The 23,890-nt window shown below is 71.6% G+C and carries 18 protein-coding genes; 1 reads left to right on the forward strand and 17 read right to left on the reverse strand.

Annotated features, from left to right (window positions below):
• Nucleotides 1–82: 82 nt before the first annotated feature.
• Both HRU81_08400 and cmoA read right to left on the reverse strand, forming a co-directional pair.
• The gene (locus HRU81_08400) at nucleotides 83–793 is read right to left on the reverse strand and encodes an isoprenylcysteine carboxylmethyltransferase family protein (GenBank protein QOJ32114.1); all 711 of its coding nucleotides are present in this window, start codon (nucleotides 791–793) and stop codon (nucleotides 83–85) included.
• The gene (cmoA, locus tag HRU81_08405; protein ID QOJ33347.1) at nucleotides 790–1,533 is read right to left on the reverse strand and encodes a carboxy-S-adenosyl-L-methionine synthase CmoA; all 744 of its coding nucleotides are present in this window, start codon (nucleotides 1,531–1,533) and stop codon (nucleotides 790–792) included. The genes HRU81_08400 and cmoA overlap by 4 nt, the downstream gene beginning before the upstream one ends.
• A gap of 283 nt (nucleotides 1,534–1,816) precedes the next feature.
• Here cmoA and ilvB point away from each other — a divergent pair, with 283 nt between their 5' ends.
• Nucleotides 1,817–3,613, forward strand: coding sequence for a biosynthetic-type acetolactate synthase large subunit (gene ilvB, locus HRU81_08410; GenBank protein ID QOJ33348.1), 1,797 nt, complete (start codon nucleotides 1,817–1,819; stop codon nucleotides 3,611–3,613).
• On the opposite strand, the gene HRU81_08415 is transcribed toward ilvB, so the two are convergent.
• From HRU81_08415 to HRU81_08485, 15 genes are all read right to left on the reverse strand, one after another.
• Nucleotides 3,614–5,554 carry a S8 family serine peptidase gene (locus HRU81_08415; GenBank protein QOJ32115.1) on the reverse strand — a complete coding sequence of 647 codons (1,941 nt, stop codon included), beginning with the start codon at nucleotides 5,552–5,554 and terminating at the stop codon, nucleotides 3,614–3,616. It abuts the gene before it with no gap.
• Between the two features lie 26 nt (nucleotides 5,555–5,580).
• Nucleotides 5,581–7,281, reverse strand: a complete 1,701-nt coding sequence (locus HRU81_08420; GenBank protein QOJ32116.1) for an STAS domain-containing protein — start codon at nucleotides 7,279–7,281, stop codon at nucleotides 5,581–5,583.
• Nucleotides 7,282–7,283: 2 nt separating this feature from the next.
• Nucleotides 7,284–8,729 carry an aldehyde dehydrogenase family protein gene (locus HRU81_08425; GenBank protein ID QOJ32117.1) on the reverse strand — a complete coding sequence of 482 codons (1,446 nt, stop codon included), beginning with the start codon at nucleotides 8,727–8,729 and terminating at the stop codon, nucleotides 7,284–7,286.
• An 8-nt stretch (nucleotides 8,730–8,737) separates the two neighbouring features.
• Nucleotides 8,738–9,616 carry a DUF1838 family protein gene (locus HRU81_08430; GenBank protein ID QOJ32118.1) on the reverse strand — a complete coding sequence of 293 codons (879 nt, stop codon included), beginning with the start codon at nucleotides 9,614–9,616 and terminating at the stop codon, nucleotides 8,738–8,740.
• An 80-nt stretch (nucleotides 9,617–9,696) separates the two neighbouring features.
• Entirely contained in the window at nucleotides 9,697–11,559 is a 1,863-nt protein-coding gene (locus HRU81_08435; GenBank protein QOJ32119.1) for a KUP/HAK/KT family potassium transporter, read from the reverse strand.
• Between the two features lie 81 nt (nucleotides 11,560–11,640).
• Nucleotides 11,641–11,985 carry a 4a-hydroxytetrahydrobiopterin dehydratase gene (locus HRU81_08440; protein ID QOJ32120.1) on the reverse strand — a complete coding sequence of 115 codons (345 nt, stop codon included), beginning with the start codon at nucleotides 11,983–11,985 and terminating at the stop codon, nucleotides 11,641–11,643.
• A 48-nt stretch (nucleotides 11,986–12,033) separates the two neighbouring features.
• Nucleotides 12,034–13,026, reverse strand: a complete 993-nt coding sequence (locus HRU81_08445) for a VWA domain-containing protein (GenBank protein QOJ32121.1) — start codon at nucleotides 13,024–13,026, stop codon at nucleotides 12,034–12,036.
• A complete protein-coding gene (locus tag HRU81_08450; protein QOJ32122.1) occupies nucleotides 13,026–14,123 on the reverse strand; it encodes a VWA domain-containing protein in 1,098 nt (365 codons plus the stop codon). The genes HRU81_08445 and HRU81_08450 overlap by 1 nt, the downstream gene beginning before the upstream one ends.
• Nucleotides 14,107–15,465 carry an FHA domain-containing protein gene (locus tag HRU81_08455; protein ID QOJ32123.1) on the reverse strand — a complete coding sequence of 453 codons (1,359 nt, stop codon included), beginning with the start codon at nucleotides 15,463–15,465 and terminating at the stop codon, nucleotides 14,107–14,109. The genes HRU81_08450 and HRU81_08455 overlap by 17 nt, the downstream gene beginning before the upstream one ends.
• 26 nt (nucleotides 15,466–15,491) lie before the next feature.
• The gene (locus tag HRU81_08460; GenBank protein QOJ32124.1) at nucleotides 15,492–16,289 is read right to left on the reverse strand and encodes a MotA/TolQ/ExbB proton channel family protein; all 798 of its coding nucleotides are present in this window, start codon (nucleotides 16,287–16,289) and stop codon (nucleotides 15,492–15,494) included.
• Nucleotides 16,290–16,330: 41 nt separating this feature from the next.
• A complete protein-coding gene (locus tag HRU81_08465; protein QOJ32125.1) occupies nucleotides 16,331–16,663 on the reverse strand; it encodes a hypothetical protein in 333 nt (110 codons plus the stop codon).
• Between the two features lie 28 nt (nucleotides 16,664–16,691).
• Nucleotides 16,692–18,779, reverse strand: coding sequence for a PEGA domain-containing protein (locus HRU81_08470; protein QOJ32126.1), 2,088 nt, complete (start codon nucleotides 18,777–18,779; stop codon nucleotides 16,692–16,694).
• Nucleotides 18,780–19,096: 317 nt separating this feature from the next.
• Nucleotides 19,097–21,412, reverse strand: coding sequence for a protein kinase (locus HRU81_08475; protein ID QOJ32127.1), 2,316 nt, complete (start codon nucleotides 21,410–21,412; stop codon nucleotides 19,097–19,099).
• Nucleotides 21,413–21,424: 12 nt separating this feature from the next.
• Nucleotides 21,425–22,657: a hypothetical protein gene (locus HRU81_08480; GenBank protein QOJ32128.1), complete on the reverse strand. Its 1,233-nt coding sequence runs from the start codon at nucleotides 22,655–22,657 to the stop codon at nucleotides 21,425–21,427.
• A gap of 7 nt (nucleotides 22,658–22,664) precedes the next feature.
• Nucleotides 22,665–23,729 (reverse strand): hypothetical protein, encoded by a 1,065-nt coding sequence (locus tag HRU81_08485; protein ID QOJ32129.1) that lies wholly within the window; start codon nucleotides 23,727–23,729, stop codon nucleotides 22,665–22,667.
• Nucleotides 23,730–23,890: the final 161 nt, after the last annotated feature.

Raw genomic sequence — 23,890 nt, forward strand, 5'->3', positions numbered from 1 at the left:
CCGGGCGGGCCGCCTATAACGTTGATTGGATTGGCAATCGTCGCCCAGAACGGGCGGCAATGCAATGCGGGTGCCGGCGGCCTCAGTCGGCCACCACCAGCCGCCGGTGCTTCAGCCTGCGCACCGTCAGCCAGAAGGCCAGCACGGCCAGGAAGCCGGCGACGAGCCCCTGCACGGCCGCGTCGTCGAGGTGCAGCCGATCCAGCCGCCACAGGTTCCAGGCCACCACCAGTATCCAGCGCGACACCCAGCCGAACACGGTGCCGTACTCCTTCACCAGCAAGCGGCGCCAGTGGAACTCCATGCGGCCGATGGTCCCGGCCAGGCCGCGGAACCGCGGCAGCAGGGCCGGCACGTCCCGGCAATAGGCGCGGAAGGCGTCGCCGAACCTCCGCTCCAGGTAGGCCTGCTCGGCGGCGATGATGGCCAGGTAAAGGAACGTGAACAGGGGAATGACGATGGCCACGCACCACCAGGAGTTGGAGGTGATGGCGACACCGGAGATCATCAGGATGTTGCCCACGTACATCGGGTTGCGGCAGTGGGCATAGAGGCCGTCGGTCACCAGGTCCTCGGCGTAGACACGCCGGTCGCGCCCGCCACGGATGATGTACTTCAGCGCGATGGTCATGCCGCGCACCGACTGGCCCGCCAGGGCCACCAGCAGGCCCAGCAGCGCCGCCCACCAGTATTCATCGAAGATCCGCGGCCCCGGCAGCAGCACCAGCGGCAGCGCCAGCGGGAACAGGTAATTGCGGAAGCGGAAGGCGAAGTTGCCGATGGCCACCATCATTTGACGGCCACCATGCCGGTGAAGTTGTACCACTTGAAGAATACGTCGACATGGCGGAAGCCGGCGCGCAGCAGCATCTCGCGGTTCTCCAGCAACTTGTAGGGCACCAGCACGTTCTCCAGCGCCTCGCGCTTCTGGCTGATCTCCAGCTGGCTGTAGCCGTTGCGGCGCTTCATCTCGTAGTAGTGCTCGATGAACAGCCGGTTGAAGAGCGAATCCTCGCCGATGACCTTCTCGACGAGGAACACGCAGCCGTTGTCGTTGAGCCCCTCGTGGATCTGCGCCAGCAGCCGGTCGCGGTTCAGGGGGCGGATGAACTGCAGGGTCAGCACCAGCAGGGCAATGGAGGCGTTCTGCACCGGGCAGCCCTGGTCGAGGTCGGCGCAGGTGATCTCGTGGGGACGGTCGAACCCTGCCTCGGCCAGCTTCTGCCGGCACTTCTCGATCATCTCCGGCGAGGAGTCGACGCCGACGAAGCGGATGTCCTTCGGCAGGTGCGGGTGCAGGTGCAGGAGCGTGGTGCCGGTGGAGCAGCCGAGGTCATAGACGTTGCTGCCGCTGACGGCGAAGTCGCCGGCCATCTCGGCGATCATCCGCTGCATCTCCGCATAGAACGGCACCGAGCGCAGCAGCATGTCGTCGAAGACCTGCGCCACCTCGCTGCCGAACCGGAAGTCGGCGACCTGTTGCCGCTGCTCGCGGAAGACTTCGTCGCGCACCGCTGCCGCACTCGTGCCCATGTCCCCTGCCCCGTGCTCGCCCATTGCGCCCGCTCCGTGAATGCTGCGGGTGAGACGTGTGGGCACCGGTGGATCAACCGACGCGCCCGATAGCCGCGCAATGCACGGAAAAACCTGCAAAACCCTTGCATTGCACACACGATTGGCAGAGACTCGCAGGGCAGGTCCGTCCTTCGGGTCCACAGGCCCGCCGGCATTCAACCTGCCCATCCGCCAGCCCATGCTTATGAAAACAGCACCCCAAGCTGCGGCGACCTCGCCGCATCCCCTCGCCGGCAAACGCATGACCGGCGCGGAGATGATCGTCCAGGTGCTGGCCGACGAGGGCGTGGAGATCATCTTCGGCTACAGCGGCGGCGCCATACTGCCGACCTACGACGCCGTGTTCCGCTTCAACGACGAGCACCGCAACGGCGCCAGCAAGGACCCGCTGCCGCTCCTCGTGCCCGCCAACGAGCAGGGCGCGGGCTTCATGGCCGCGGGCTACGCGCGCGCCAGCGGCCGGGTCGGCGTGGTGCTGGTCACCTCCGGCCCCGGCGCCACCAACACCGTCACGCCGGTGCGCGACAGCATGGCGGATTCCATCCCGATCGTCGTGCTCTGTGGTCAGGTGCCCACCGCCATGATCGGCAGCGACGCCTTCCAGGAGGCGCCGGTCTCCGCGATCATGGGTCCGGTGGCGAAGCACGTGTTCCTCGTCACCGATCCCTTCAAGCTCGAGGCCACCATCCGCACCGCCTTCGAGATCGCCCGCAGCGGGCGGCCGGGGCCGGTGGTGGTGGACCTGCCCAAGGACATCCAGAACTGGATCGGCGAGTTCCAGGGCGGCGGGCTGCTGCCCGCGCCAGGTTATCGCCAGCGCATCGAGGCCGTGAGCAACAACCGCCTGGCCGCCAGCGACTGCAAGGCCTTCTTCGCGCTGCTGGGCGAGTCGAAGCGGCCGCTGATCTATGCCGGCGGCGGCGTGGTCAATGCCAACGCCTCGGCGGCACTGCGCCGCTTCGTGCAGCAGTTCCGCGTGCCGGTCACCACCACGCTGATGGGCATCGGCGCCGTGGACACCACCGATCCACTGTCGATGCAGATGCTCGGCATGCACGGTGCCGCCTTCGCCAACTACGCGGTGGAGGACTGCGACTTCCTCATCGCCGTCGGCGCGCGCTTCGATGATCGCGTCGCCGCCATCCCCGACCGCTTCGCGCCCAGGGCCCGCCGCGTGGCGCACTTCGACATCGACCCCGCCGAGATCGGCAAGGTCCGCAAGGTCGACTGGCATCATGTCGGCGTGCTGGACCGCGACCTCGACGCGCTCACCGCCTGGGGGCAGCGCCACCACCAGCCCCAGGACTTCGGCGAATGGCATGCCGAGCTGGCCGGCCTCAAGCGCCGCTATGCCTACGGCTACGACCACGACAGCACGCTCATCCAGCCGTACTACGTGCTCGAGGAGATCAACCGCCACACGCGCGGCGAGGCCATCATCGCCACCGGCGTCGGCCAGCACCAGATGTGGGCCGCGCAGTATTTCGACTTCCGCCAGCCCCGCCTGTGGCTGACCTCGGGCAGCATGGGCACCATGGGCTTCGGCCTGCCGGCAGCCATCGGCGCGCAGATCGCCCGGCCCGACCGCCTGGTCATCGATGTCGACGGCGACGCCAGCCTGCGCATGAACCTCGGCGAGATGGAGACCGTGACCACCTACGGCCTGCCGATCAAGGTGCTGGTCCTCAACAACTTCGGCGACGGCATGGTCAAGCAGTGGCAGAAGCTGTTCTACAAGGGGCGGCTCTCCGGCAGCGACAAGTCGCTGCGCCGCAAGGATTTCGTCAAGGCGGCCCAGGCCGATGGCTTCGGCTACGCTGCGCGCCTCGACCGCAAGGCCGACGTGCCGCGCGTGGTGCAGGAATTCATGGAGTACCGCGGCCCGGCCTTCCTCGAGGTCATCATCGACCCGGATGCCGGCGTCTATCCGATGATCGGCCCGGGCATGGCCTATGACCAGATGATCACCGGCGAGTACATCGCCAGCCGCGGCAGCGGCCCGGAGCCCGGCGCGCCATCCGGCAACTCGATGTTCTGATCAGGCTGCGCGGCTGCGACGGAATGCAGCCAGCCCGAGCGGCAGCAGCCCGGCCCAGCCGAGCGAGCCGCCACCTCCACCCCCGCCTCCACCACCACCGCCAGCCGGCGCCGGTGGCGAGCGGATCGTTACCACGAGGTCGGTGCTGTCGCTCGCGCCCTGGTCGTCGGTGACGGTCAGGCGCACCGTGACCAGTCCGCTGGTGGCAGCCCGCAGGCTCGCGACAGGGACATCCACCGGATCGATGTCGGCAGTGCCACTCACCGGCACCCAGCTGTATGACGCGATGCTGCGCCCGTTGGCGGCCAGGCTGGCCGCGGCATCGAGCGTGACCGCCTCCCCCGGCAGCACGGACACCGGCGTCGCCGTCGCCCGGGCGATCGGCCGCAGGGCCTCGGCCAGCGCCGCCGGCGCGTTCGCCATGCCGGCGCCGCAGGTACTGGTGGTGCAGCCGCATTCGAGCTCCTGGATGTCGCTGGCGCTGGTCGGGACGTGGCACAGGGGCACGCCCATGCCCGGTGCCGGGAACGGCCGCGCGCTGGCGCGCAGGCGCGCAATGAGCTGCGAGGTACCGAGGCTGCCGTTGACGCCGAGCATCAGCGCCGCGATGGCACTCACCTGAGGTGCCGCGAAACTGGTGCCGACGCTGGGATCGAGCGGACTGGTGTAGGCCGGGCCCAGTGGCGTGGTCGTGCCCTGGTCGACCGTGGTATCCAGCGAGAACAGGCAGGGGCCGCTGGTGTTCACGCAATTGCCGGCCGGGGCAGACACGCCCACTTCCCGGCCGAGGTTGCTGTAGCCGACCTTGGTGCCGATGTGGCGCAGGCCGGCCACGGCCACCACGCCCGGGCAGTTGCCCGGGTAGTCCACGGGCGCACCGAGGTTGCCGGCGGAGGCGATGACGACCACCCCGAGGGCATCGAGCTCGCCGATGACCGTGCGATAGCTCTGCGTGCAGCTGCCTTCGCCGCCGAGGCTCATGTTGAGGACACGGGCCGGATAGGGATTGTCCGGCACGCCATCGACATGAAGGCCCGCCGCCCAGCGCATGCCCTGCAGGATGTCGGAATTCCTGCCGCCGCACTTGCCGAGCACGCGCACCGGCAGGATCCAGGATTGCCAGGTTGCGCCGGCGATGCCGGCGAGGTTGTTGCTGCGGGCACCGACCAGGCCGGCCACGCGGGTGCCATGCCAGGAGCTGTCCTCGACGGTGCAGCCGCTGAACACCGGCAGCTGCGCATCGCTGCTGCTGATCCAGTCGCCGGGATCCGCGGGATCCGCGTCCCAGCCGTCACCGTCGTTGGCGACGCGGAAGGCCCCATCCGCATCGGCCTGCACGAAATCGTAGCCGGGCAGCAGGCGGCCGCCCTGGCTGGTGCGCAGCAGGTCGGGATGCTCGAAGCGCACGCCGGTGTCCAGCACGGCGATGACGATGTCCGGCGCACCCTGGCTGACATCCCAGGCCGCCTCGGCATCGATGGCGGCCACCTCGCTGCCCTTCAGGTACCACTGCCCGGCGTACAGCGGGTCGTTGGGCACCGCGTGACGCCGCACGCGGGCGTCGGGCTCGGCGAAGGCGACCGTGGCGTCGGCCTGCAGCCTCGCGAGCAGTTCCGCCAGCTCGCCGCCGGCCACCGGCCGCTCCAGCTCGAGCAGCCGCAGCGTCGGCCCGATGGCCTGCTGCCGGCGCAGATCCAGGCCGCTGCGCCAGGCGAGTGCCTGCACCCGGCCGTCGGCCGGGCCGTCCACCGTGGCAGCGGGTGGGCGCAGCCCGACGAGGATGCGGCTGACGGGTGCCGTGGCGGCCGGTGGCGCGGGCACCGGGTTGCCCTCGGTACTCGCCGCTGCTGCAGGCGGCAGGCCCAGCACGGCCAGCAGCCAGACGACACGGCTCGCCCTGAGCAGGTCGAAGTACATCTGCTGGTCCAATGCCCGGCCCATCCGCCGGCGCTCTGCTTCGCCGGGGCTCAGGATTCCACGATCTGCCTCGCCAGCGCCACTGCGGCGGCGAAATCCGCGACAGCGGTCACCTGCGAAGCGTCGCCGATGACCCCCGCCTGCGCCAGCACCTCCCGTGGCTGCGGCTGCAGGCCGGAGATCAGCACCCGGGTGCCGCAGCGGCCGGCCCTGCTGACGAAATCGCGCAGCCGCGCGGCGCCGGTGGCATCCACCAGCGGCACCTCGCGCATGCGCAGGATGAACACCCGAGGCGAACCGCCGATGGCATCGATGACCTCGGACAGCCGGTCGGCCACGCCGAAGAACAGCGGCCCGCGGAACTGGAATACCTCGACCCCCGGCGGCAGGGCATCGCGCTGCGAGTAGGTGTCGCTCCGCGGCCGGCTGAAATCATCGACGTCGTTCTCGACCAGCCCCAGCGAGGCGGCGCTGGCACCGCTGGCTATTGCGGCCACCTCGCTCATGCGGTGCATGAACAGCATCGAGGCGAGCACCACGCCCACGGCGATGGCCACCGTCAGGTCCACCGCCACGGTGAGGCCGAAGGTCACCAGCAGCACCACGCGGTCGCCCACCGGGCCGCGCAGCAGGTGGCGGAAGCGCTCCACCTCGCTCATGTTCCAGGCGACCATCACCAGCACCGCCGCGAGGCTGGCCATGGGAATCCAGGCGGCGAGCGGCGCCAGGAACCACATGAACAGCAGCAGGAACAGCGCATGCAGCATGCCGGCGACCGGCGAGCGCGCGCCGGAGCGGATACTGGTGGCGGTGCGGGCGATGGCGCCGGTGGCGGGCAGCCCGCCGAACAGCGCCGAGGCCGTGTTGGCCACGCCCTGCGCCACCAGCTCGCAGTTGGAGCGATGGCGCCGGCCGGTCATGCCGTCGGCCACCACCGCCGAGAGCAGCGATTCGATGCCGGCGAGGAAGGCAATGGTGAAGGCGCTGGGCAGCAGCTCCTGGATCCGCACCAGGGAAATGGCCGGCAGCGACGGCGCCGGCAGGCTGCCGCTGATGCCGCCGAAGCGCGAGCCGATGGTTTCCACCGGCAGGCCGCCCAGCGCCGCCACCAGCGCCGCGGCGATGATGGCCAGCAGGAACCCCGGCGCCCGCGGTGCATGGCGGCGCAGCACGAGGATCAGGGCCAGCGCACCGGCGGACAGCGCGACCGCGGCCGGTGTCCAGCTCGCCCGCGCATCCCAGAACGCGGCCCACTTCGCGAAGAAATCCGCCGGCACGGCGCCCAGCTCGAGTCCGAGCAGGTCCTTCACCTGGCTGGAGAAGATGATGACGGCGATGCCCGAGGTGAAGCCGGTCACCACCGGCTCCGGGATGTACTTGATCCAGGTGCCCAGGCGCACCAGCCCGGCCGCGACCAGCATCAGGCCGGCCATCAGCGTGGCGAGCAGCAGGCCATCGTAGCCGTGGCGGGCGATGACGCCGTAGACGATGACGACGAAGGCACCGGTGGGCCCGCCGATCTGGAAGCGGCTGCCGCCCAGCGCCGAGATGAGGAAACCGGCGACCACGGCGGTGACCAGGCCATTGGCCGGCGTGGTGCCGGAGGCGATGGCGAGCGCCATGGCCAGCGGCAGGGCGACGATGGCCACGGTGAGGCCGGCGATGAGGTCGTGGCGGAAATCGCCGGCGCCGTAGCCCTGCCGGAGCGTCGTCACCAGCTTCGGCACGAACAGATGCCAGGCCGGATTCATGCTCAGTTGACGGGCCCGGCTCCGCGCTCGTCGAGGTCGGCCATGACCTTGGCCCGCCCCCGCTGGATGAGGATGGCGCGCTTGCGCTGGAAGCGCAGCAGGCCCGACGGACCCATGCGCGAGGGTCCCATGCCCGAGAACTTGAAGGAATTCTTCTCGGCGTCGAAGGCCTCGGTGGTGAGGCCGCCATCGTTGATGCTGACGGCGCCGGCATCGAGGCGGCTCGCCACACGCCGCGCCTCGCCTTCATCGCCGAACACCGCGGCCGACAGGCCGTACTGCGAGTCGTTGGCCAGGCGCACGGCTTCGTCGATGTCGTCGAAGGGCATCACCGGGATCACCGGCCCGAAGGTTTCCTCGGCCACGAGCTTCATGTCCTGGGTGACGCCGGTGACCACCGTCGGCCGCAGCCAGCTGCCACCGCCGTGGGACTCGATCTCCCCGCCGGTGAGCACCTGCGCGCCGCGCGCCCGCGCATCGGCCAGCTGGCCGGCGATGATTTCCGCCTGGCGCGCGAAGATCAGCGGGCCGACCTGGCCCTGGCGCATGTCCGGGTAATTCAGCTCGATGCGCCGGGCTGCGGCCACCAGATGGTCGAGGAAGGCCTGGTAGATGGACCGCTGCACGTAGACCCGCTCGAGGGACTGGCAGGCCTGGCCGGTGGCCTGCACCGAGGCGCGCAGGATCACCTCGGCCGCCCTCGCGGGCTCGGCCGACGCCAGCACGATGGCCGGATCCTTGCCGCCGAGTTCCAGGCAGGCGGGAATGAAATGCCGCGCGCAGGCCTCGGCCACCTTGCGGCCGGTCGCCACGCTGCCGGTGAAGCAGACGATGTCGGACTCCTCGATGAGGGCCGCGCCGGTCGCACCATCCCCTTCGATGAAGGCCAGCACGCCGGCGAGCTCCGGCACGCGGCGCACCGACTCCATCAGCGGCGCGATGAAGCGCGGCGTCACCTCGCTCGGCTTGACGATGACGGCACAGCCGGCCATCAGCGCCGGGATGGCATCGAGGGTGGACAGCAGGAAGGGGAAATTCCATGGGCTGATCACCCCGGCCACCGCGTACGGCACCGATTCCGTGCCGATGGCGATGCCCGGGGCGACCGATGGCCGCTCCGCCGGCGGCGCGAGCAGCGCCGCGGCCATGGCCGCGTAGCCCTCGACCAGCCCACGCAGCGGCTGGATCTCGCTCAGCGCCAGGCGGTAGCGCCCGGTGTCGGTCGCCAGCGCGTCGACCACCGGCCCGGGATCGGCCAGCAGCGCGCCGGCCCACTCGCGCAGCACGCCGGCACGGTGCGCCACGCCGGCGGCCGCCCAGGCGGGCTGCGCCTGCCGCAACCGGTCGCCCAGCACCGCCAGCGCGGCGGCATCCGGCGGATGGATCACGTAGTCGGCCTGGCCGGTGCGTGGATTGCGCACCGGCAGCTGCCGCCCGGGTTGTTGCATCGGCGCGCTCATTTGCCGACCGGCGTCACCTTCTTGAAGTACGACCAGCTGGTCTCGTTCGGCCGCGGGTCATCCAGCGGCGGCGGTGCGAGGTACAGCGGGTAGTTGGCCTTGATCTCGTTGCGGAAAGCCTCCGGCATGTCCTCCCAGCGGTCGAGCTTGCGGCCCGCGGTGCTGAAGTAGATCAGCCCGGCGCGGTCGCCCATCTCCATCCACGGCAGCCAGCCCGACATGCGCACCCAGCCGACACTGACGCCGACGGAGCGCCGGCGGGAGTCGGCCAGCTCGGGCACGCTGCCGAAGAAGTTGAACATCTCGGTGGCGTGGTACTTGCCGCCGATGTAGTCCTGGTAGTCGCCGGCGAGCGGGTTGCGGTAGAACAGCGGCACGGTGGCGGTCATCCACCACTGCCCGCCGATGACCTCCAGCGGCAGCCTGAACGGCCGCCCGGCGCGGTCGGTGGCGCCGATGCGCTGATTGACCGGATCGTTGGCCACGTGCACCACCTTGACCTGCTTGCCGGTCCAGGGGTTCTCCCAGGTCTCGAGGACCTTGCCGGTCTTCGGATCCTCGTACACCAGCACCTCGCGCGTGGCCATCATGAAGCTGCCATCGGTGGCGCCGTTGAGCGGCCCGCACTGGCGGATGTTCATGCCCTCCACCGCGAACAGCTGGCGGTCGGCCTCGCCCGGCACGCGGCTGTACGCATGGCCCTTCCAGTACCAGGTGACGGCCTCGCCATCCTTCGTCGAGCACTGGATGCGGCGGGCGGCGGCGAGATTGTCCTGGGCGGTGTCCAGCTTCAGGTCGGCAGCGGTGCCGGCACCGGCCAGGCCCAGCAGGACCGGGGCCAGCCACCACGCGTACGGGCGCAGACGATGGGTCATCGCGGTTCTCCTGTGGAAAGGCGCAAGCTTAGCAAACACCGGGAGCGACGGAAGCCCGCTGCCACGGCCGGCAGGTGCGGCTAGACCCGCAGGCGCGTGCCGAACTCCACCAGCCGCGTGTCCGGCACGCCGTAGAAGCTGGCGGCGCGGCGGGAATTGCGCATCAGGAAGGCAAACAGGCGCTTCTCCCAGGCACGCAGGGTGCTGCGCCCGTAGAACACCGATTCGGTGCCGACGAAGAACGTCGCCTGCGCCGGGTCGAAGCGCAGGCCCTCCTTGTCGGCGTCGTAGAGCACCTGGGTGATCTGCGGGCTTTCCATGAAGCCGTAGCGCGCGACGATGCGGGTCATGCCCGGCAGCACCTCGGTGATCTCCATGCGCCGGTCGCGGCCGACCCGCGGCACTTCCTCGGTCTCGATGGTCACCAGCAGCACCTGCTCGTGCAGCACGTTGTTGAAGCGCACGTTGTGCCAGAGCGCGCGGGGCAGGCCCTCGCGGTTGCTGGCGAGATAGACGGCGGTGCCCGGCACGCGCAGCGGCGGGTTGTCGGAGGCGAGCAGCTGCTGCAGCTGGTAGACGCTGCGATGCTCGCGGGCGATGTAGCTGGCGATGATCACACGGCCCCTGGTCCAGGTATTCATGGTGATGAACAGCGCCGCGCCGACCACGATCGGTACCCAGCCGCCATCGGGAACCTTGAGCAGGTTGCAGAAGCAGAAGGCCAGGTCCAGCAGGAAAATCAGCGCCATCAAAAGCATCAGCGCGCGATCGGGCGCCGATGGCCGCTGCGCCAGCCACATCAGGATCAGCACCGTGTCGATGGCCATGGCGATGGCGATGGCCACGCCGTAGGCGCCGGCCAGCGACTCGGAACTGCCGAAGCCGAGCACCAGCACGATGGTGGCGATGCCGAGCAGGGTGTTGGCGAACGGCACGTAGACCTGGCCGTAGGCCTTCGCCGACGAATGCCGCACTTCCAGGCGGGGCACGTAGCTCAGGCGCACCGCCTGGTGCGCCACGGAGAACACCCCGGAGATCACCGCCTGCGAAGCGATCACCGTCGCCGCCGTGGCCAGCACCACCAGCGCCGGCAGCCCCCAGGATGGCGCCAGCAGGAAGAAGGGGTTGGCGGCCGCCGCGGGGTCGGCGAGCACCAGCGCACCCTGGCCCAGGTAGTTGAGCAGCAGCGACGGCAGCACCAGCGTGTACCAGGCGAGGCGGATCGGGCGCCGGCCGAAGTGCCCGAGGTCGGCAAACAGCGCCTCGCCACCGGTCACCGCGAGGAAGATCGCCGAGACCACCGCCAGGCTGAATTCTCCGTGGTGCAGGATGAAGCCGGCGGCATGGGCCGGGTTCAGCGCCTGCAGCACCGCCGGCTTGCGGGCGATGGCCGCCAGGCCGAGCAGCGCCAGCGTCAGGAACCAGGCGAGCATCGCCGGACCGAACAACCTGCCGATGCGCGCCGTGCCCTGCGCCTGGAAGCGGAACAGGCAGAGCAGGATGAGCAGCGTCAGCGGCACCACCAGCCAGTCGAGGGAAGGCCGGCTGACCGTCAGGCCCTCCACCGCGCTCAGCACCGAGATCGCGGGTGTGATGGCGCCATCGGCGAAGAACAGCGCCGCCCCCAGCAGGCCCATGCTGCCGATGAGGACGCGCCCGCGGGCGACGCGGCCGCCCAGCACCAGCGTGGCCAGCGCCAGCACGCCGCCCTCGCCGCGGTTGTCCGCGGTCAGCACCACGGCGACATACTTGATGCAGACCACGATGATCAGCGCCCAGACCACCAGCGACAGGGCGCCGAGCACGTTCTCCGGCTGGGCCATGGCCGGGGAGATGGCGAGCGCGGCGCGGAAGGCGTAGAGCGGGCTGGTGCCGATGTCGCCGAAGACCACGCCGAGGGCGAGCACCGCCAGCTGGCGTTGCGATTGCGAGGTGTCTGTCATGGCGGGTGGCTGGCTGGATCCGGCGCGCTTTCCCGGCCGCCTGGCGGCCGCGCGCGCGCATTCTAGGCCCGGCGGGGATGCCTAGTCGACCAGACGGTCCACCTTGGCCGCGCAGATGAAGTCGTTCTCCGACAGGCCGCCGATCGCATGGGTCCACCAGGCCACCGCGCAGCGCCCGTAGCCGACCTCGAGGTCGGGGTGGTGACCCTCGGTGTTGGCGATCCAGGCCACGGCATTGACGAAGCTGATGGTGCGGTTGTAGCCGGAGAACTCGAAGACGCGGCGAATGGACTTGCCGTCCGCCGCCAGCTTCCAGTCCGGGTGCAGGGCTGGCATCAGCGCGGCGATCGCCGCCGGTGCCAGCGGCGGCACTCCGCCTTCGCAGGGCTTGCAGCGGCGGCTGGTGAGGTCCGTGCTCGATGTCATGGCTTGCTCCTCCGGTTGGTGGGGAAATGGGCCGCGGGGCCGGCCCGCTCAGTTCAGCGTCGTCAGCGCGACGAAGGTGCCGCCGTTGCGTTCGCAGAGCGTGCGCATCAGGTTGGCGAAGCGCAGGCCGTTGCCCATGCGGCCACCGGCGAACTGCGTCGGGAAGCCCACGCCGTGGATGCGCATCAGCCGGTTGCCGCTGGCATCGGCCTTGTTGATGCGCTCCACGTAGCGGGCCACGGCCTCGACCTGCCCGGTCGGGAAATCGTCGCCGAAGACGTAGATGCTCACCGGCTTGCCGGGCTCGTAGAAGGTGCTGATCGCCTCGGCGATGCCCTCCACCGGGCTCGAGTCGCTGTAGGGGCTCCAGTTCGCCAGCGTGCCGAGGATCTGCTGCCGCGCCGTCGGTGAGTCGGGGATCCACTTGCCGGCATAGCTGGGGAACATGTACTTGCCCTCGTCGCTCATCACCTGGATGCCCCTGATGCGCGGGTAGACGCGCAGCACCTCGGAGATCTTCCGCATCACCAGCTGCCAGGGCCCCTGGAACATGCTTCCCGAGGTGTCGATGACGAAGATGATGTACTCGCTGTCGACGGGGATGCCGCCCACCGTGGCGTCCTTCTCCGGTGCCCGGTATCCGGCCAGCAGCCGGCGCATCTCCTCGGTGAGCCGCTGGCGCGTGGCGAGCAGCTGGCCCTCCAGCTCGCTGTCCACGGCCGGCTGGCGGCTGGCCTGGTACTGGCCGCGGATGCGGCCGAGGTCTGCCTGCAGGCGGGCGATGGTCGCATCCGCGCGCTGGCGGTCGCCCTGCGCGCTCTTCATCTGCCGGTCGAGTTCCGTGGTTTCGCCACGGATGTCGAACAGCTCCTTCTGCAGTGCCGCGATCAGCCCGCGCTCGTCCGCCCGGGCCTGCTCGATGATGCGCGGCTCGGCCGCCTTGGTGATCAGCAGCAGCATGATCACCGCGCCGAAGGCGCAGCACATGCCGTCGAGGAAATACAGGCTGAAGATCTCCAGTTCGCGACGCTTGCGGCGCATCAGGGCCAGTCCTGCGAGGGAGTGATGAGCGAGCCGCCGCTGGCGTAGGCCAGATCCCAGAAGTAGCCGGCGGCATCCGGATCGCCGTCCATGGGGAACAGCAGCACGTTGACCGGCAGGCGCCGCGGCAGCGAGCGCACGGCATCCACCATGAACTTCACGCGCCGCTCCTCCTTCACGTCCTCGACCTGCGCGGGCGGCTTCTCGCCCTGGGTCGGCAGGCCATCGGTGATGAGGAAGATGTTGTCCGGCTGCGGCTGCAGCTGCTTCACCACCGCGAAGGCGTTGATGAGGCTGGTGCCCTTGTCCGGCACCAGCTTGCGCACCGCCGCCACGGCCGCCGTCAGCTCGGATCCGTCGCGGACCTCGAGCCAGCGCCCGCCGGTGCCGTCGAGCACCGCCTGCGCCTGCTCGTTGAAGGCATAGATCTGCACCCTGGTGCCGGGCCGGATCTGCGCCGTGAGCCAGTCCACCGTGCGCACCGCCTGCTGCCACTTCGGCGCGCGGATCTTGCGCGCATCGGCCATGTTGCGGAAGCGCACCACGTTGACATAGGTGCGCCCGAGCATGCTGGTGGAGGCATCCAGCAGGATCAGCACGTGGCTGCCGCCCATGCGGATACCGGTGAGGTACTGGCGGTTGCCCTCGCCGGTGAAGCTGCGCAGCTTCTGCCCGCTGCCCGCCTTCTCGGTGGTGCGCGCGGCCAGGCGCTGGTTGGATTCCTCCAGCTGCTTCACGTCGGCGCGCAGCTGCTCGATGCTTTCGCGCCGTGCGCTGCTGTCGCCCTGGGCCTGCGAGACCTCGGCCTGCATGCGCGCCAGCATCACCGCCAGCCGCGCTGCCTCCTCGGCCAGCACCTTCTCGTCCTTCTGGTCGTCGTCCAGCGAATTGCGCAGCCGCACCAGGTTCTTGCGCGCATCGAGCACCTCCTGCTCCAGCCGCGTGGTCTCGCTGCGCAGGTCCGCCCTGGCGTCGCGGGCATTGCTGGACACCTGGGAGTTGATGATGACGAAGGTCAGCACCACGGCGCCGAAGCCGCAGGTGATGGCGTCGAGGAAGGACCAGCTGAAGACGTTCAGCTCACGGCGCTGGCGCATCGACGCCCTCCTCGGCCAGCAGCCGCAGCTCCACCGGCGGCTGGCCGATCTCGATGCGGTCGCCCGCATGCAGCACGGCGGAGCCTTCCACGGCCACGCCGTTGAGGCGGGTGCCGTAGCGGCTGTGGTCGTGCAGCAGCACGCGGCCGGCCTCGAGCACGAGGCTGCAATGCCGGCGCGACAGGCCCTGCAGCGAAGCGGGCAGCTGCAGGCCGTACTCGCCGTCGGCGAGCTGCGAGCCGATGCGCAACGGCCGGCCGTCGAGCCGCAGCAGGCGATGGCCGTAACACAGGTGGCTGGGCCGCGCGGCGGCCACCACGGCCAGGACGCTGCCTTTGTCCCGATGCGACGGCAGGGGCGGACGGTCCCAGGGCAGCTGCGTCGCCAGCGCGAGCGCCCCGGACGGCGCCGTGGGTGCCAGCCGCAGCGCGCCCAGCGCCGCCGCGCCCGGCTCCAGCGTGACGATCTCCCAGCCCGGCAGCCCTGCCAGGCTTTCCAGCAGTCCCGGATAGCCGGCCAGGCGGTCGGGTACCTGCAGCACCGCTCCGGCGGCGGGCGGCGCCAGCGCGCGCAGCCGCTGCAGCAGCCGCTCGGCCGCCTGCGTCACCGCCGCGCGCAGCTCCGCCGCGCTGACCTCGGCGGCGAATTCGCTGCCGCGGTAGCTGATGGACACCCGGCGCGATTCATGCCCCGCCAGGTCGGCCAGCCAGCCGGCGAGGCCGGCGTACAGCTGGCGCTCGCTTCCGTCATCGTGGAACGGATCGAAGCGGCTGGCACGCAGCAGCGCCGCGCCGATGGCCCGCGCGCAGGCGCGATCCAGGGCCTGGAAGGACAGCCAGTCGAGGCGTTGCGCGGTATCGCGCGAGGCACCGTCCGCCTGGCCGATGTGCGTCAGGCCGGCATCGTGCAGCGTGAGTTCCAGGTGCCAGAGCTCGCGGCCGGGCGCGGGCCGGCGCGAAGCCGCCACCGCCGAGTCGACCAAGCCGGCGAGCGGCAGGCCGGCATCGCGCGCCAGGCCGAGCAACAGCCCGAGCTGGCGCGCCGACCAGCTGGACGGCACCGCGGCCACCAGCGCCTCGCAGCCGGATGGCAGGGCGGCGCGCAGCTGCAGGAGCTGCGCCTGCACGATATCCGCGCTGCTGCGCCAGGAGCCCAGCGGCCGCGGCAGCGGGCCATCGTCCAGGTCGCGCCAGTGGCGCGTGGAAACCGGCGCCGCCGCCTCGCCGGCTGCCCTGCCCAGCGCCCCCGTGGCCGCCGCCAGCCCCGGCTCCGCCCACAGCACACGCCCCGCCGCGGCCAGGGTCAGCGCGGCATCGTTGAGGTCCACTGCGGCAGTCGCCATGCCCGTACTGCTCCCGCTGCGGCCGCTCAGCTCACATGCAGGTGGCGGATCAGGTTGTCCTCGCACCAGGCCTCGGCATCCAGGGCCAGGCGTTCCTGGATCAGCTGCAGCTGGTGCACCAGGAACATCAGGGTGATGCAGGTCAGCAGCGCCACCAGCGTCGCGTTGAACGCCGAGCCGAGGAACTGGGTCACCGGCGTCACGTCACCCTCCACGGCGCGGTGCGCCATGCGCAGCGCCAGGCCGATGCCACGCACCGTGCCGACGAAGCCGATGGCGGGGATGGCCCAGACGATGAAGCGGATCATCGCCATCTCGGAATCCAGGCGGTTGGCTTCCGACTCCACCAGCCGGTGCATCGAGGTGGCGACATCCTGCAGGTTGCGCACCGCGCCGAAGCGGCGCAGCGTGTGGGTGATGACCCGCGGCAGCAGCAGCTCGCGCTGGCCCGCCGGCAGCGCCTCGATGTGGCGCACGTACTCGCGGCTGTCCTCCGGCAGGATGCGCATGCCCTCGGCGATCGGCAGCAGCGGCTGCTCGAACAGCCGCCGCTCCTGCGCCACCAGCCGCCACTTGTAGCCGATCAGCGCCAGGCACCACACCGAGAGGATCAGGCAGGCCTCGGGCTCGAAGTCGCGCACGGTGACGAACAGCGAGGCGGGCGCCTCGTAGTTCGGGTCCTTGCGCATGGCGGCGAGCTGCGCGGCGAGGATGGCCTCGGCGTTCGGGTAGATCACCGTGACGTAGAGGGCGTGCACGACGATCACGGCGATCACCAGCGCGAACATCTGGAACACGGCTTCCTGGCTGAAGGTGCGGTTCATGCTGGCTTGACCTCGGAAATGATCGGGGTGCTGGCGGCGGCTCAGATGTCGGATGGCAGGGCGATGGCGAGGTCGGCGGCGAGCGGCTTCGACGGCCGGAACTCCTGCAGCTCATCGGCGGAGGGCTTGCCGGCAAGCTCGGCCTGGGCGCGGCGCAGCTCGGCATCGAGTTCCTCGCGGCTGAGTTCGGGCGGCTTTGCCGGCGCCGCGGCGCCACCGGCGCCGCCGGCTGGTGCAGCGGGCTCCGCAGCCGGGGCCTGCGCGAGGGCCGCGGCGGCCGGCTGCGGGCCGAGCCAGGCATCGGTGACCGTACGCGCCGCCCAGGTGGACCCCAGCCCGGCCGCCATCACCAGTCCCACCTTGAATATCTGCATGGTCGTTCCCCCTTGCCTCGCCCCGGGCTCAGTCGGCGTTGCGGGCGAGGCGGAAGCCGACATCCAGCCGGCCCTGGTCGCCGAAATCGCGGTAGGCGAAGCGCAGCTCGCTGATGCTGGCCTGGCGCCAGCTGGAGCCGCGGATCACGTGGTACTGGCCGGTATCGGCACCCTGCGGGTCGACGAGCACGGCATCGCCCGCGCCGTACACGCTGTAGCGGTCGTTCACCCACTCCGCGGCATTGCCGCCGAGGTCGAAGAAGCCGAGCGGACTCGGCCGGAAGCGGCCGACCGGCGCGGTCACCGGATAGCCGTCGTCGTAGTCGCCGAGCACGTTGGCGACGATACCCCTGGCGGACTTGTCGGCGAAGTTGCCGGACTCGGGTTCAGGCGGCATCTGGTCTCCCCACGGGTAGCGGCGCTCGCCACCGCCGCCATTGTAGCGGCTCGCCCACTCCCACTCCGCCTCCGTGGGCAGGCGATAGCCCCGGGTCGCGGGCTCGGCCAGGCGCAGCGCGCCATCGCGCAGCACGTAGGCCGGCGGCAGGCCCTCGCGGTCGCTCAGCCAGTTGCAGTAGCTGGCCGCGTCCTCCCAGCCGAGCATCACCACCGGGTGATCGCTGCCTGCGAGCTGCTTGTACTTCTCGGCACCCGAGGTGTGGCTGGGCCGGAACTCGCGGTACTCGCGGTTGGTCACCTCGCGCAGGCCGATGTAGTAGGCGCGCGTGATGCGCACCCGTCGCTGGGTCTCGTTGGGCCGCCGGCCCTGCTCCCGGCGCGGCGCGCCGGTCTCGAACTCGCCGGGACCGACCAGCCGCAGCTCCTGGCCCTGCTTCGTGGTGACCGTCTTCGGCACCGCTGCCATCACCGCCTGCTGCGGTGTCAGCAGGCGCGCCTGCACCCGCTGCGGCATGCCCGGCCGCGGCGTCACCTCGGTGACGTAGCTGGCATAGCCCGCCTTGCGCAGCTCGATGCGATGGGGCACCGCGAGCAGCTGCAGCTCCTGTCCGGCGGGGCCACGCGCGACGCCATCGACGAGGACCTCCGCATCCGGCGGCTCGCTCTCCACGCGCACCACGCCGAGCCGGGCCGCCAGTTCCACGTGCAGCGACGCCGAACCACGGCGCTCCACGGCGACGCTGCGCGTGGCGGTCTCGTGGCCGGGCTTCGCCACCAGCACCGTGTGGGAGCGACCCGGGGCGATCTCCGTCTCCAGCGGTGTCACGCCGCGGTAGCGGCCATCGATGCTGACCGCGGCGCCCGCCGGCAGGCTCACCACCTCCAGCAGGCCATCGGCTTCCTGCAGGGTCACCGGTGGCAGCGTCAGCTTCTGCCCGGCCGTCACCTGCAGCGACTGGCGCCAGGGCTTGTAGCCTTCGAGCCGCAGCTCGATCTGCGCCTGGCCGCTGGCGACCGGCACGGTCGCCGGCGTGACGCCCAGCGCCTCCCCGCCCACGCTGATGCGCGCGCCGGGCGGCTCGCTGCGGATGTCGACATCGGCCCAGTCGGGCACGAGCGCCACCCGCACGGCCTGGCGCTCGCCGCGGCCGGTGACTTCCACCGTGGTCTCGTAGGGCTGGTAGCGGGCGGCCACCACGCGCAGCCGGTGGCTGCCGGCGGCCACGGCATAGCTGCCATCGGCCGCGGGCTGCTGCGGCTGGCCGTCGACGCTCAGCTGCAGGGACCCGCTCGGAGCACCCTCCAGCACCAGTCGCCCGGGCAGCGGCTTCAGGCTGAAATGGAAATCCTGGCTGCGCTCCTCGCCCACCACCAGTGGCGCCGTCAGCGGTTCGTGGCCATCGGCCGCCAGTTCCACGGTGTAACGGCCCGGGTGCAGCAGGTAGCGCCCACCGAGCTGCAGTGGCAGCCAGCTGCCACGCAGCGTCACCCGCGCCTGCGCCGGCGTCACCTGGATGCCGACGGCCCGCGCGGTGAACAGTTCCAGCGCCAGCAGGGCCAGCAGCGCGAGGCTGCCGTACAGCCACCAGGGCCGGCGGCGGCGCCCGGCCGGTGGCGGCGCCCGCAGGCGCTCCGCCGTGATGGCCGGCCCGGGCGCGGCGGCCGCCGTGGCTGCCACCGGCGGCAGCGTCGCGTACTCGGTGTCCGTGTAGGCCACCGAGAAGCGCAATGCCTCGGCATCGAAATGGCATTCGATGCGCAGCGCGCCGGCGGTGATGACATCGCCGTCCTCCAGCCAGCCGGTGGCGGCTGCGGGCGCGGCGTTGACGGCCAGGGTCGTGCCACCGGCGGCCGCACTGGCCGTGGCCTGCAGGAAGGGGCGCCCATCGAGGCAGCCGATGAGGCCGAGGATCTCCCCGGTGACGGGACCGGGTACGCGGATGTCGGCCGCCGAGCCGCTGCCGATGCGGATCGGCAGCTCGGCGTCCGTGAGCCGCCGTGTGCCCGCCGGCGAACCGATGACCAGCGGGCGGTTCAGATGGCGTCCTCGCAGCGCACTACCACCGGCGGCTGCGCGCCGCCCGCAACCACGCGAAAGCTGCGACGCACGTCGCGATAGCCGGCGCGCGCGCCGACGGCCGTGTAGGTGCCGGGGCGCAGCGCCAGCGTGCGCGTGCTGAAGGCGCCGAGGCGCCCCACCTTGAATATGGTCACCTCGGTGAGGTTATCGGACTCCAGCTGCACCGGCACCGGGGTGGCGCCGACGCTGACCAGGCGCTCGAGTTCGGCAACCTGCCCGGAGAGCAGCGGGCCCGGTTGCGGCGTCTCCTTCGCCGTCTCCCTGGCGGTGGCGAGCAGGCTGCGCGCCGCGGCAAGCACGGCGTCGTCGTTGAAGTGGTCGGCGTTGGCGATCGCGGCGCGCAGGCGCGTGTCGAGGTCCAGCCGCGCGCGGACCCGCTCCTGGCCTTCGCGCGCGGCCACGAGGTTGGCATCGACGCCGAGCATGGCCTCGTAACTGCGTGCGGCATCGCCCCAGCGCTCGGCCTGCTCGAAGGCGCGGGCCTCGGCCTGCCGTGCCGCGAGCTGGGCGAGCTTGCTGTCGGCATCGAGTTGCGCCAGGGCTGCCTGTGCCGCGGCATCCCCCGGCTGCGCCTGCAACGCGGCGGTGAAGGCCGCGCGCGCGGCGCCACTGCGGCCCGCGGCCTGCTCGGCGAGGCCGCGCGCCATCTGCGTCTCGTAGCTGTCGCGCGCCACGGCGCGGGAGAGCCGCGTCACGCCCTCGCCGGCCGGCGCCGAGGCCGGATCGAGCGACGCCGCCTGGCGGTACAGCTCGAGCGCCTGCGCGCGCTGGCCGGCGCCTTCCGCTGCCTGGGCCCGCGACAGCAGCGCCAGCAGCTGGTCGAGGTGGCCGGCGCGCTCCAGCCCGCGGCGGGCGGCGGCGTTGCCGGGATCCACGGCCAGGGCCGCGGTGAAGCCCGCGGTGGCCTCGGCCTGCCGACCGGCGAGCAATCCCGCCTCGCCGGCAGCCAGGGTATCGGCGAGCCGCCGTGGCGCGCTCGCCAGCAAGGCGCGGCCCAGTGTCGTGGCCGAACGGTAGCCCGCCAGCGCCGCGGCCAGGTCCCGCCCGCGATAGGCCGCATCGGCAGCCTGGGCCTGCTCGCGCAGGGCAGTCCAGTCGGCGCCACCCCAGCGTTCGGCCCCGGCCTTCTTCAACTCGTCGTCGAGGCGCAGGAACTCGCCCAGCGCCCCATCGAGTTCGGCGCTCGATACCGGCTGCGCGGACGCCGGCGGTGGGTTCGACGTTGCCGCTGATTCGGCCGCGACGGCCGGCGACGCGGCCGGCACCGGCGCTGCCGGGGGTGCCACCCGCGGCGCGCGCGCGCGCATCCAGTCCGGCAGGAAGCCGATGACCAGCACCGCCACGACCAGCAGCAGCGCCAGGCCGCCGTACACAGCCGCCGCGGGCAGGCCCCGGCGGCGCGGCGGGCCCGCCGCGGCGGGCGCCTGCGCCGTGGCGCGTCGCGCCACGGCAAGGATGCCGCCAGCGGCCGCCGGGTCGTTGGCCTGAAGAGCGGCCTGGGCATCGTCCAGAATCGCCGCCAGCGAGGCACGCAGCGCCGCGGCGCTCGCCGGACGGCGCGCCGCATCCTTGTCCAGTGTCGCGGCCAGCAGCGCGCGCAGCGCCGCAGGCAGCGCCGCGCCACCGAGGTCGGTCATCGGGATGCGCGGCGCCTCGCTGCGGATGCGCATCGCGTCCACGGCGGGATGGAACAGCGGCTCACCCGCCAGCAGCTCGCAGGCCATGGCGCCCAGGGCATAGACGTCATCGGCGACGGCGGGCGGCGCGCCATCGAGCTGCTGCGGGCTCATCGCCGGCAGCGTGCCGCCCCGGTCCCCGGCTGCCGTGCCGAAATCGCTGATGAGCCAGCGGCCATCCGCCTCGTGCAGCACGTTGGCCGGCTTGAGATCGCGGTGCACGATGCCCTGGCGGTGCGCGTGATCGAGCGCCTCGGCCACATCCAGCAGCGCGGCGAGCACGCTGCGCCACCCGGCGCCGCGGAGCTGGCCGAGGTCCCCGCCCTCGACACGGGGCATGACCACGCAGGCCGGCGGCCCGTCGATGAACTCCAGCGGACGCAGGATGCCCGGATGCACGAGCGCGCGCGCCTGCAGGAACCCGGCACGCAGCAGCTGCGCGTCAGCGGCCTCGTCACCGGCGATCTTCAGCGCCACCGGGCGGGCCTCTGCCCCGTCCTCGGCGGCCCAGACCTCGGCGTGGCCGCCGCGGCCGAGCAGGCGCAGCAGCCGGAACCGCCCGGCCACGGTGCTTCCCGCCGTCAGCTGTGGCATGCGCGCTGGCGCTCAGCCGCTGGCGGCCGGCGCGGCGGCTGCGGGTGGTGGCGGCAGGCCGGTTTCCTTTTCATAGATCTGCCGCAGCAATTGCCGCCATTCCTTGTAGCGCTCCTCGGCGCTGCCGGTCAGGCGCAGGGTCTGGCCCTCGACCTCCACCACCAGCGGCTCGGCCTCCGCCTCCAGCGACTTGCCCTGCTCCTTCAGGCCTTCGCGGGCAATGCTGGCCTCGGCGGACTTGCCCATGCCCGCCTTGATGCCTTCGATGCCGCCCATGACGCCGACCATGGTGACGGCGCTGTTGCTGCCACCGGAGCCCTCGTAGAGCACGGCGCCGAGGATGGCGGCACCGCCGAGCAGGTAGCGCAGCATCGCCGAGCGCTTGAGGTCCTGGTACTTGATCGTCTCCTCGCGCGACACCTTGCGCCAGTCCTCGTAGGGCCCGGTGAGGTCGTAGTAGAGCGAGGCGTAGTACTCGTTGAGCGTGTCGGCCACCGCATACTCGCGCTCGCGCACGGCGCGCATGCGCACCAGCATCGGGTCGTCGGCCGCAGGCAGCCGCTGCAGGCTGTAGATCCCGTTGCGGCCCTTCGCCAGGTAGCCCTCGAAGGCGCTCGGCACCAGGTCCGCCGCATAGCGCAGCTCCGCCACCTCGTGCACGGCCTGCAGCTCCCGCGCCGAGAGCTTGCGGCGCGCTTCCAGCAGGTCGTTGGCGATCTCGTTGTAGACGTTCTGGTACGGATCCTGCGTCCGGTCGCGGTACTTCGAGTAGGCCTTCTCGGGAACCCGCGTCCGGTAGGTCTTGTTCAGCCACTCGCGACCGGTGGCGTCCCAGGCGCCGGCGCGGATCACCACGTCCAGGCCATCGGACTGGTCGATGCGGCCCCAGACCAGCAGGTCCACCGAATCGGACTTCTCCGGCAGCACCCACACCGGGCCCCACTGGCCGCTCGCCTCCAGCGTGGTCTTGAGGTGGAAGGGCATGTAGCGCGCCTCGGCGCGCCGCACCTCCGGGAACACCAGGCTGTCGGCATCGGCGTCGCCCTCGGCGACACCGGGATCGAACAGCACGATGCCGACGTCGAGCAGTTCGGCCTCGGGCACCTGCTGCTCGGTGCGCTCCAGTGCCACCGTGTCGTACTTGATGTTGCGCGAGGTCGAGCACGCCGTGAGCAGCAGGACCGCCGCCATCGCCGCGACCACGGCAGCGGCACGCAACCAGCGGCGGTTCAGCACGGCCGCCACGGCTGCCTCACTTGCGGATGCCGGTATGCCGGCGGTACTGGTCCCATAGCGCCTCGCGTACCTTGGGGTCCTTCTCGGCGAGCGCCGCCTCGCGCAGCTGCCGGGCCACCTGGTCCTCGCCCGTGCCGTCCTGGGGAATGTCGGCGGGAATGTCCGGCGCCGCGCTGCCCGCCTGCTCCGCGCCCCTGCCCGAGGTGCCGCTGCCGGCATTGCCCGGCTGCTGCTGACCCGGACCGCCCGCTTCACTGCCACCGGCGCTGCTGCCCGTGTTGGCGGCACCGGCCTCGGCCGTGCCGCCGCCGGCGTTACCGCCCGGCATCCCGGCCGGTCCGGCGGCACCACCCGGACCGGTATCCGCGACACCGCCGGGGAAGCGGCCGCCCGCCACGCCGGTGCCCTTCACGGCGCCGGCATCCGCCGCCTCGCGTGACTGCGCACCCTGGCCCGAACCCTTGCCCGCCGAAGCCAGCACTTCCCGCTCGCGGGCGATCTCACCGTCGAAATCACCGAGCGACTTGTCGAAGGCACCCTGCGGATCATCGCCACCGCCGCCTGCACCGGCCTGGCCGACCTGGCCGGACTGGCTCGCCTGCCCAGCCTGACCAACCTGGCCGCCATGGCCCGACTGGCCATGCTGACTGACCTGGCCTGACTGGCCCGACTGGCCCGACTGGCCCGACTGCCCGGCCTGGCCAACCTGGCCTGTCTGGCCACTCGAGCCGCCCTGGCTGCTCTGGCCGGACTGGCTGCCGGACTGGCCCTGCCGGCCACCCTGGGTGCCGCCTGGACTGCCTGCCTGGCTGCCTGCCTGGCTACCGGCCTGGCCACTGCCCTGGGCGCCGGGCAGACCCGCCGTTTGCCCACCCGGCTTGCCCGCGGTACCGGAGGCACCCTGGCTGCCCGAACTGCCCGGGGGCGGGCTGCCCATGCCACCGGACGGGGGCTGCCCCGCCCCGCCGGAGGGCGACTGCTGGCTGGCGCTGCTGCAGGCCGCCAGCACGACCGCCAGCAACAGCCCGGTACCGGCCAGGCGGCCGCCGGGACGCGGGGCGTTGCGGGAAACGGCGATCATGGTGACGATTATATCGTCAGGCCCGCAGGCCCATCGGTCGCCAATGGCGCGGGGCCGGCCGGAAACGTGACATCCTCCTGAACATTGGAAGCGCGCCGGCCGCGCGGGTTCCCCGCCCGGAACGCCTGGCGATGCATCGCTGCCCCGACGGGCATCTGCTA

The organism is Gammaproteobacteria bacterium, from assembly GCA_015709695.1.
Taxonomy (GTDB): Bacteria; Pseudomonadota; Gammaproteobacteria; order Steroidobacterales.

Excerpts from the sequence above, each read along its gene's own strand:
- ilvB (QOJ33348.1), top strand. The coding sequence starts at position 1,817 with ATGACCGGCGCGGAGATGATCGTCCAGGTGCTGGCCGACGAGGGCGTG.
- HRU81_08485 (QOJ32129.1), bottom strand. The coding sequence starts at position 23,729 with ATGATCGCCGTTTCCCGCAACGCCCCGCGTCCCGGCGGCCGCCTGGCC.
- cmoA (QOJ33347.1), bottom strand. The coding sequence starts at position 1,533 with ATGGGCACGAGTGCGGCAGCGGTGCGCGACGAAGTCTTCCGCGAGCAG.
- HRU81_08415 (QOJ32115.1), bottom strand. The coding sequence starts at position 5,554 with ATGGGCCGGGCATTGGACCAGCAGATGTACTTCGACCTGCTCAGGGCG.
- HRU81_08420 (QOJ32116.1), bottom strand. The coding sequence starts at position 7,281 with ATGAATCCGGCCTGGCATCTGTTCGTGCCGAAGCTGGTGACGACGCTC.
- HRU81_08440 (QOJ32120.1), bottom strand. The coding sequence starts at position 11,985 with ATGACATCGAGCACGGACCTCACCAGCCGCCGCTGCAAGCCCTGCGAA.
- HRU81_08455 (QOJ32123.1), bottom strand. The coding sequence starts at position 15,465 with ATGGCGACTGCCGCAGTGGACCTCAACGATGCCGCGCTGACCCTGGCC.
- HRU81_08425 (QOJ32117.1), bottom strand. The coding sequence starts at position 8,729 with ATGCAACAACCCGGGCGGCAGCTGCCGGTGCGCAATCCACGCACCGGC.
- HRU81_08445 (QOJ32121.1), bottom strand. The coding sequence starts at position 13,026 with ATGCGCCGCAAGCGTCGCGAACTGGAGATCTTCAGCCTGTATTTCCTC.
- HRU81_08435 (QOJ32119.1), bottom strand. The coding sequence starts at position 11,559 with ATGACAGACACCTCGCAATCGCAACGCCAGCTGGCGGTGCTCGCCCTC.
- HRU81_08450 (QOJ32122.1), bottom strand. The coding sequence starts at position 14,123 with ATGCGCCAGCGCCGTGAGCTGAACGTCTTCAGCTGGTCCTTCCTCGAC.
- HRU81_08465 (QOJ32125.1), bottom strand. The coding sequence starts at position 16,663 with ATGCAGATATTCAAGGTGGGACTGGTGATGGCGGCCGGGCTGGGGTCC.
- HRU81_08460 (QOJ32124.1), bottom strand. The coding sequence starts at position 16,289 with ATGAACCGCACCTTCAGCCAGGAAGCCGTGTTCCAGATGTTCGCGCTG.
- HRU81_08475 (QOJ32127.1), bottom strand. The coding sequence starts at position 21,412 with ATGCCACAGCTGACGGCGGGAAGCACCGTGGCCGGGCGGTTCCGGCTG.
- HRU81_08400 (QOJ32114.1), bottom strand. The coding sequence starts at position 793 with ATGATGGTGGCCATCGGCAACTTCGCCTTCCGCTTCCGCAATTACCTG.
- HRU81_08430 (QOJ32118.1), bottom strand. The coding sequence starts at position 9,616 with ATGACCCATCGTCTGCGCCCGTACGCGTGGTGGCTGGCCCCGGTCCTG.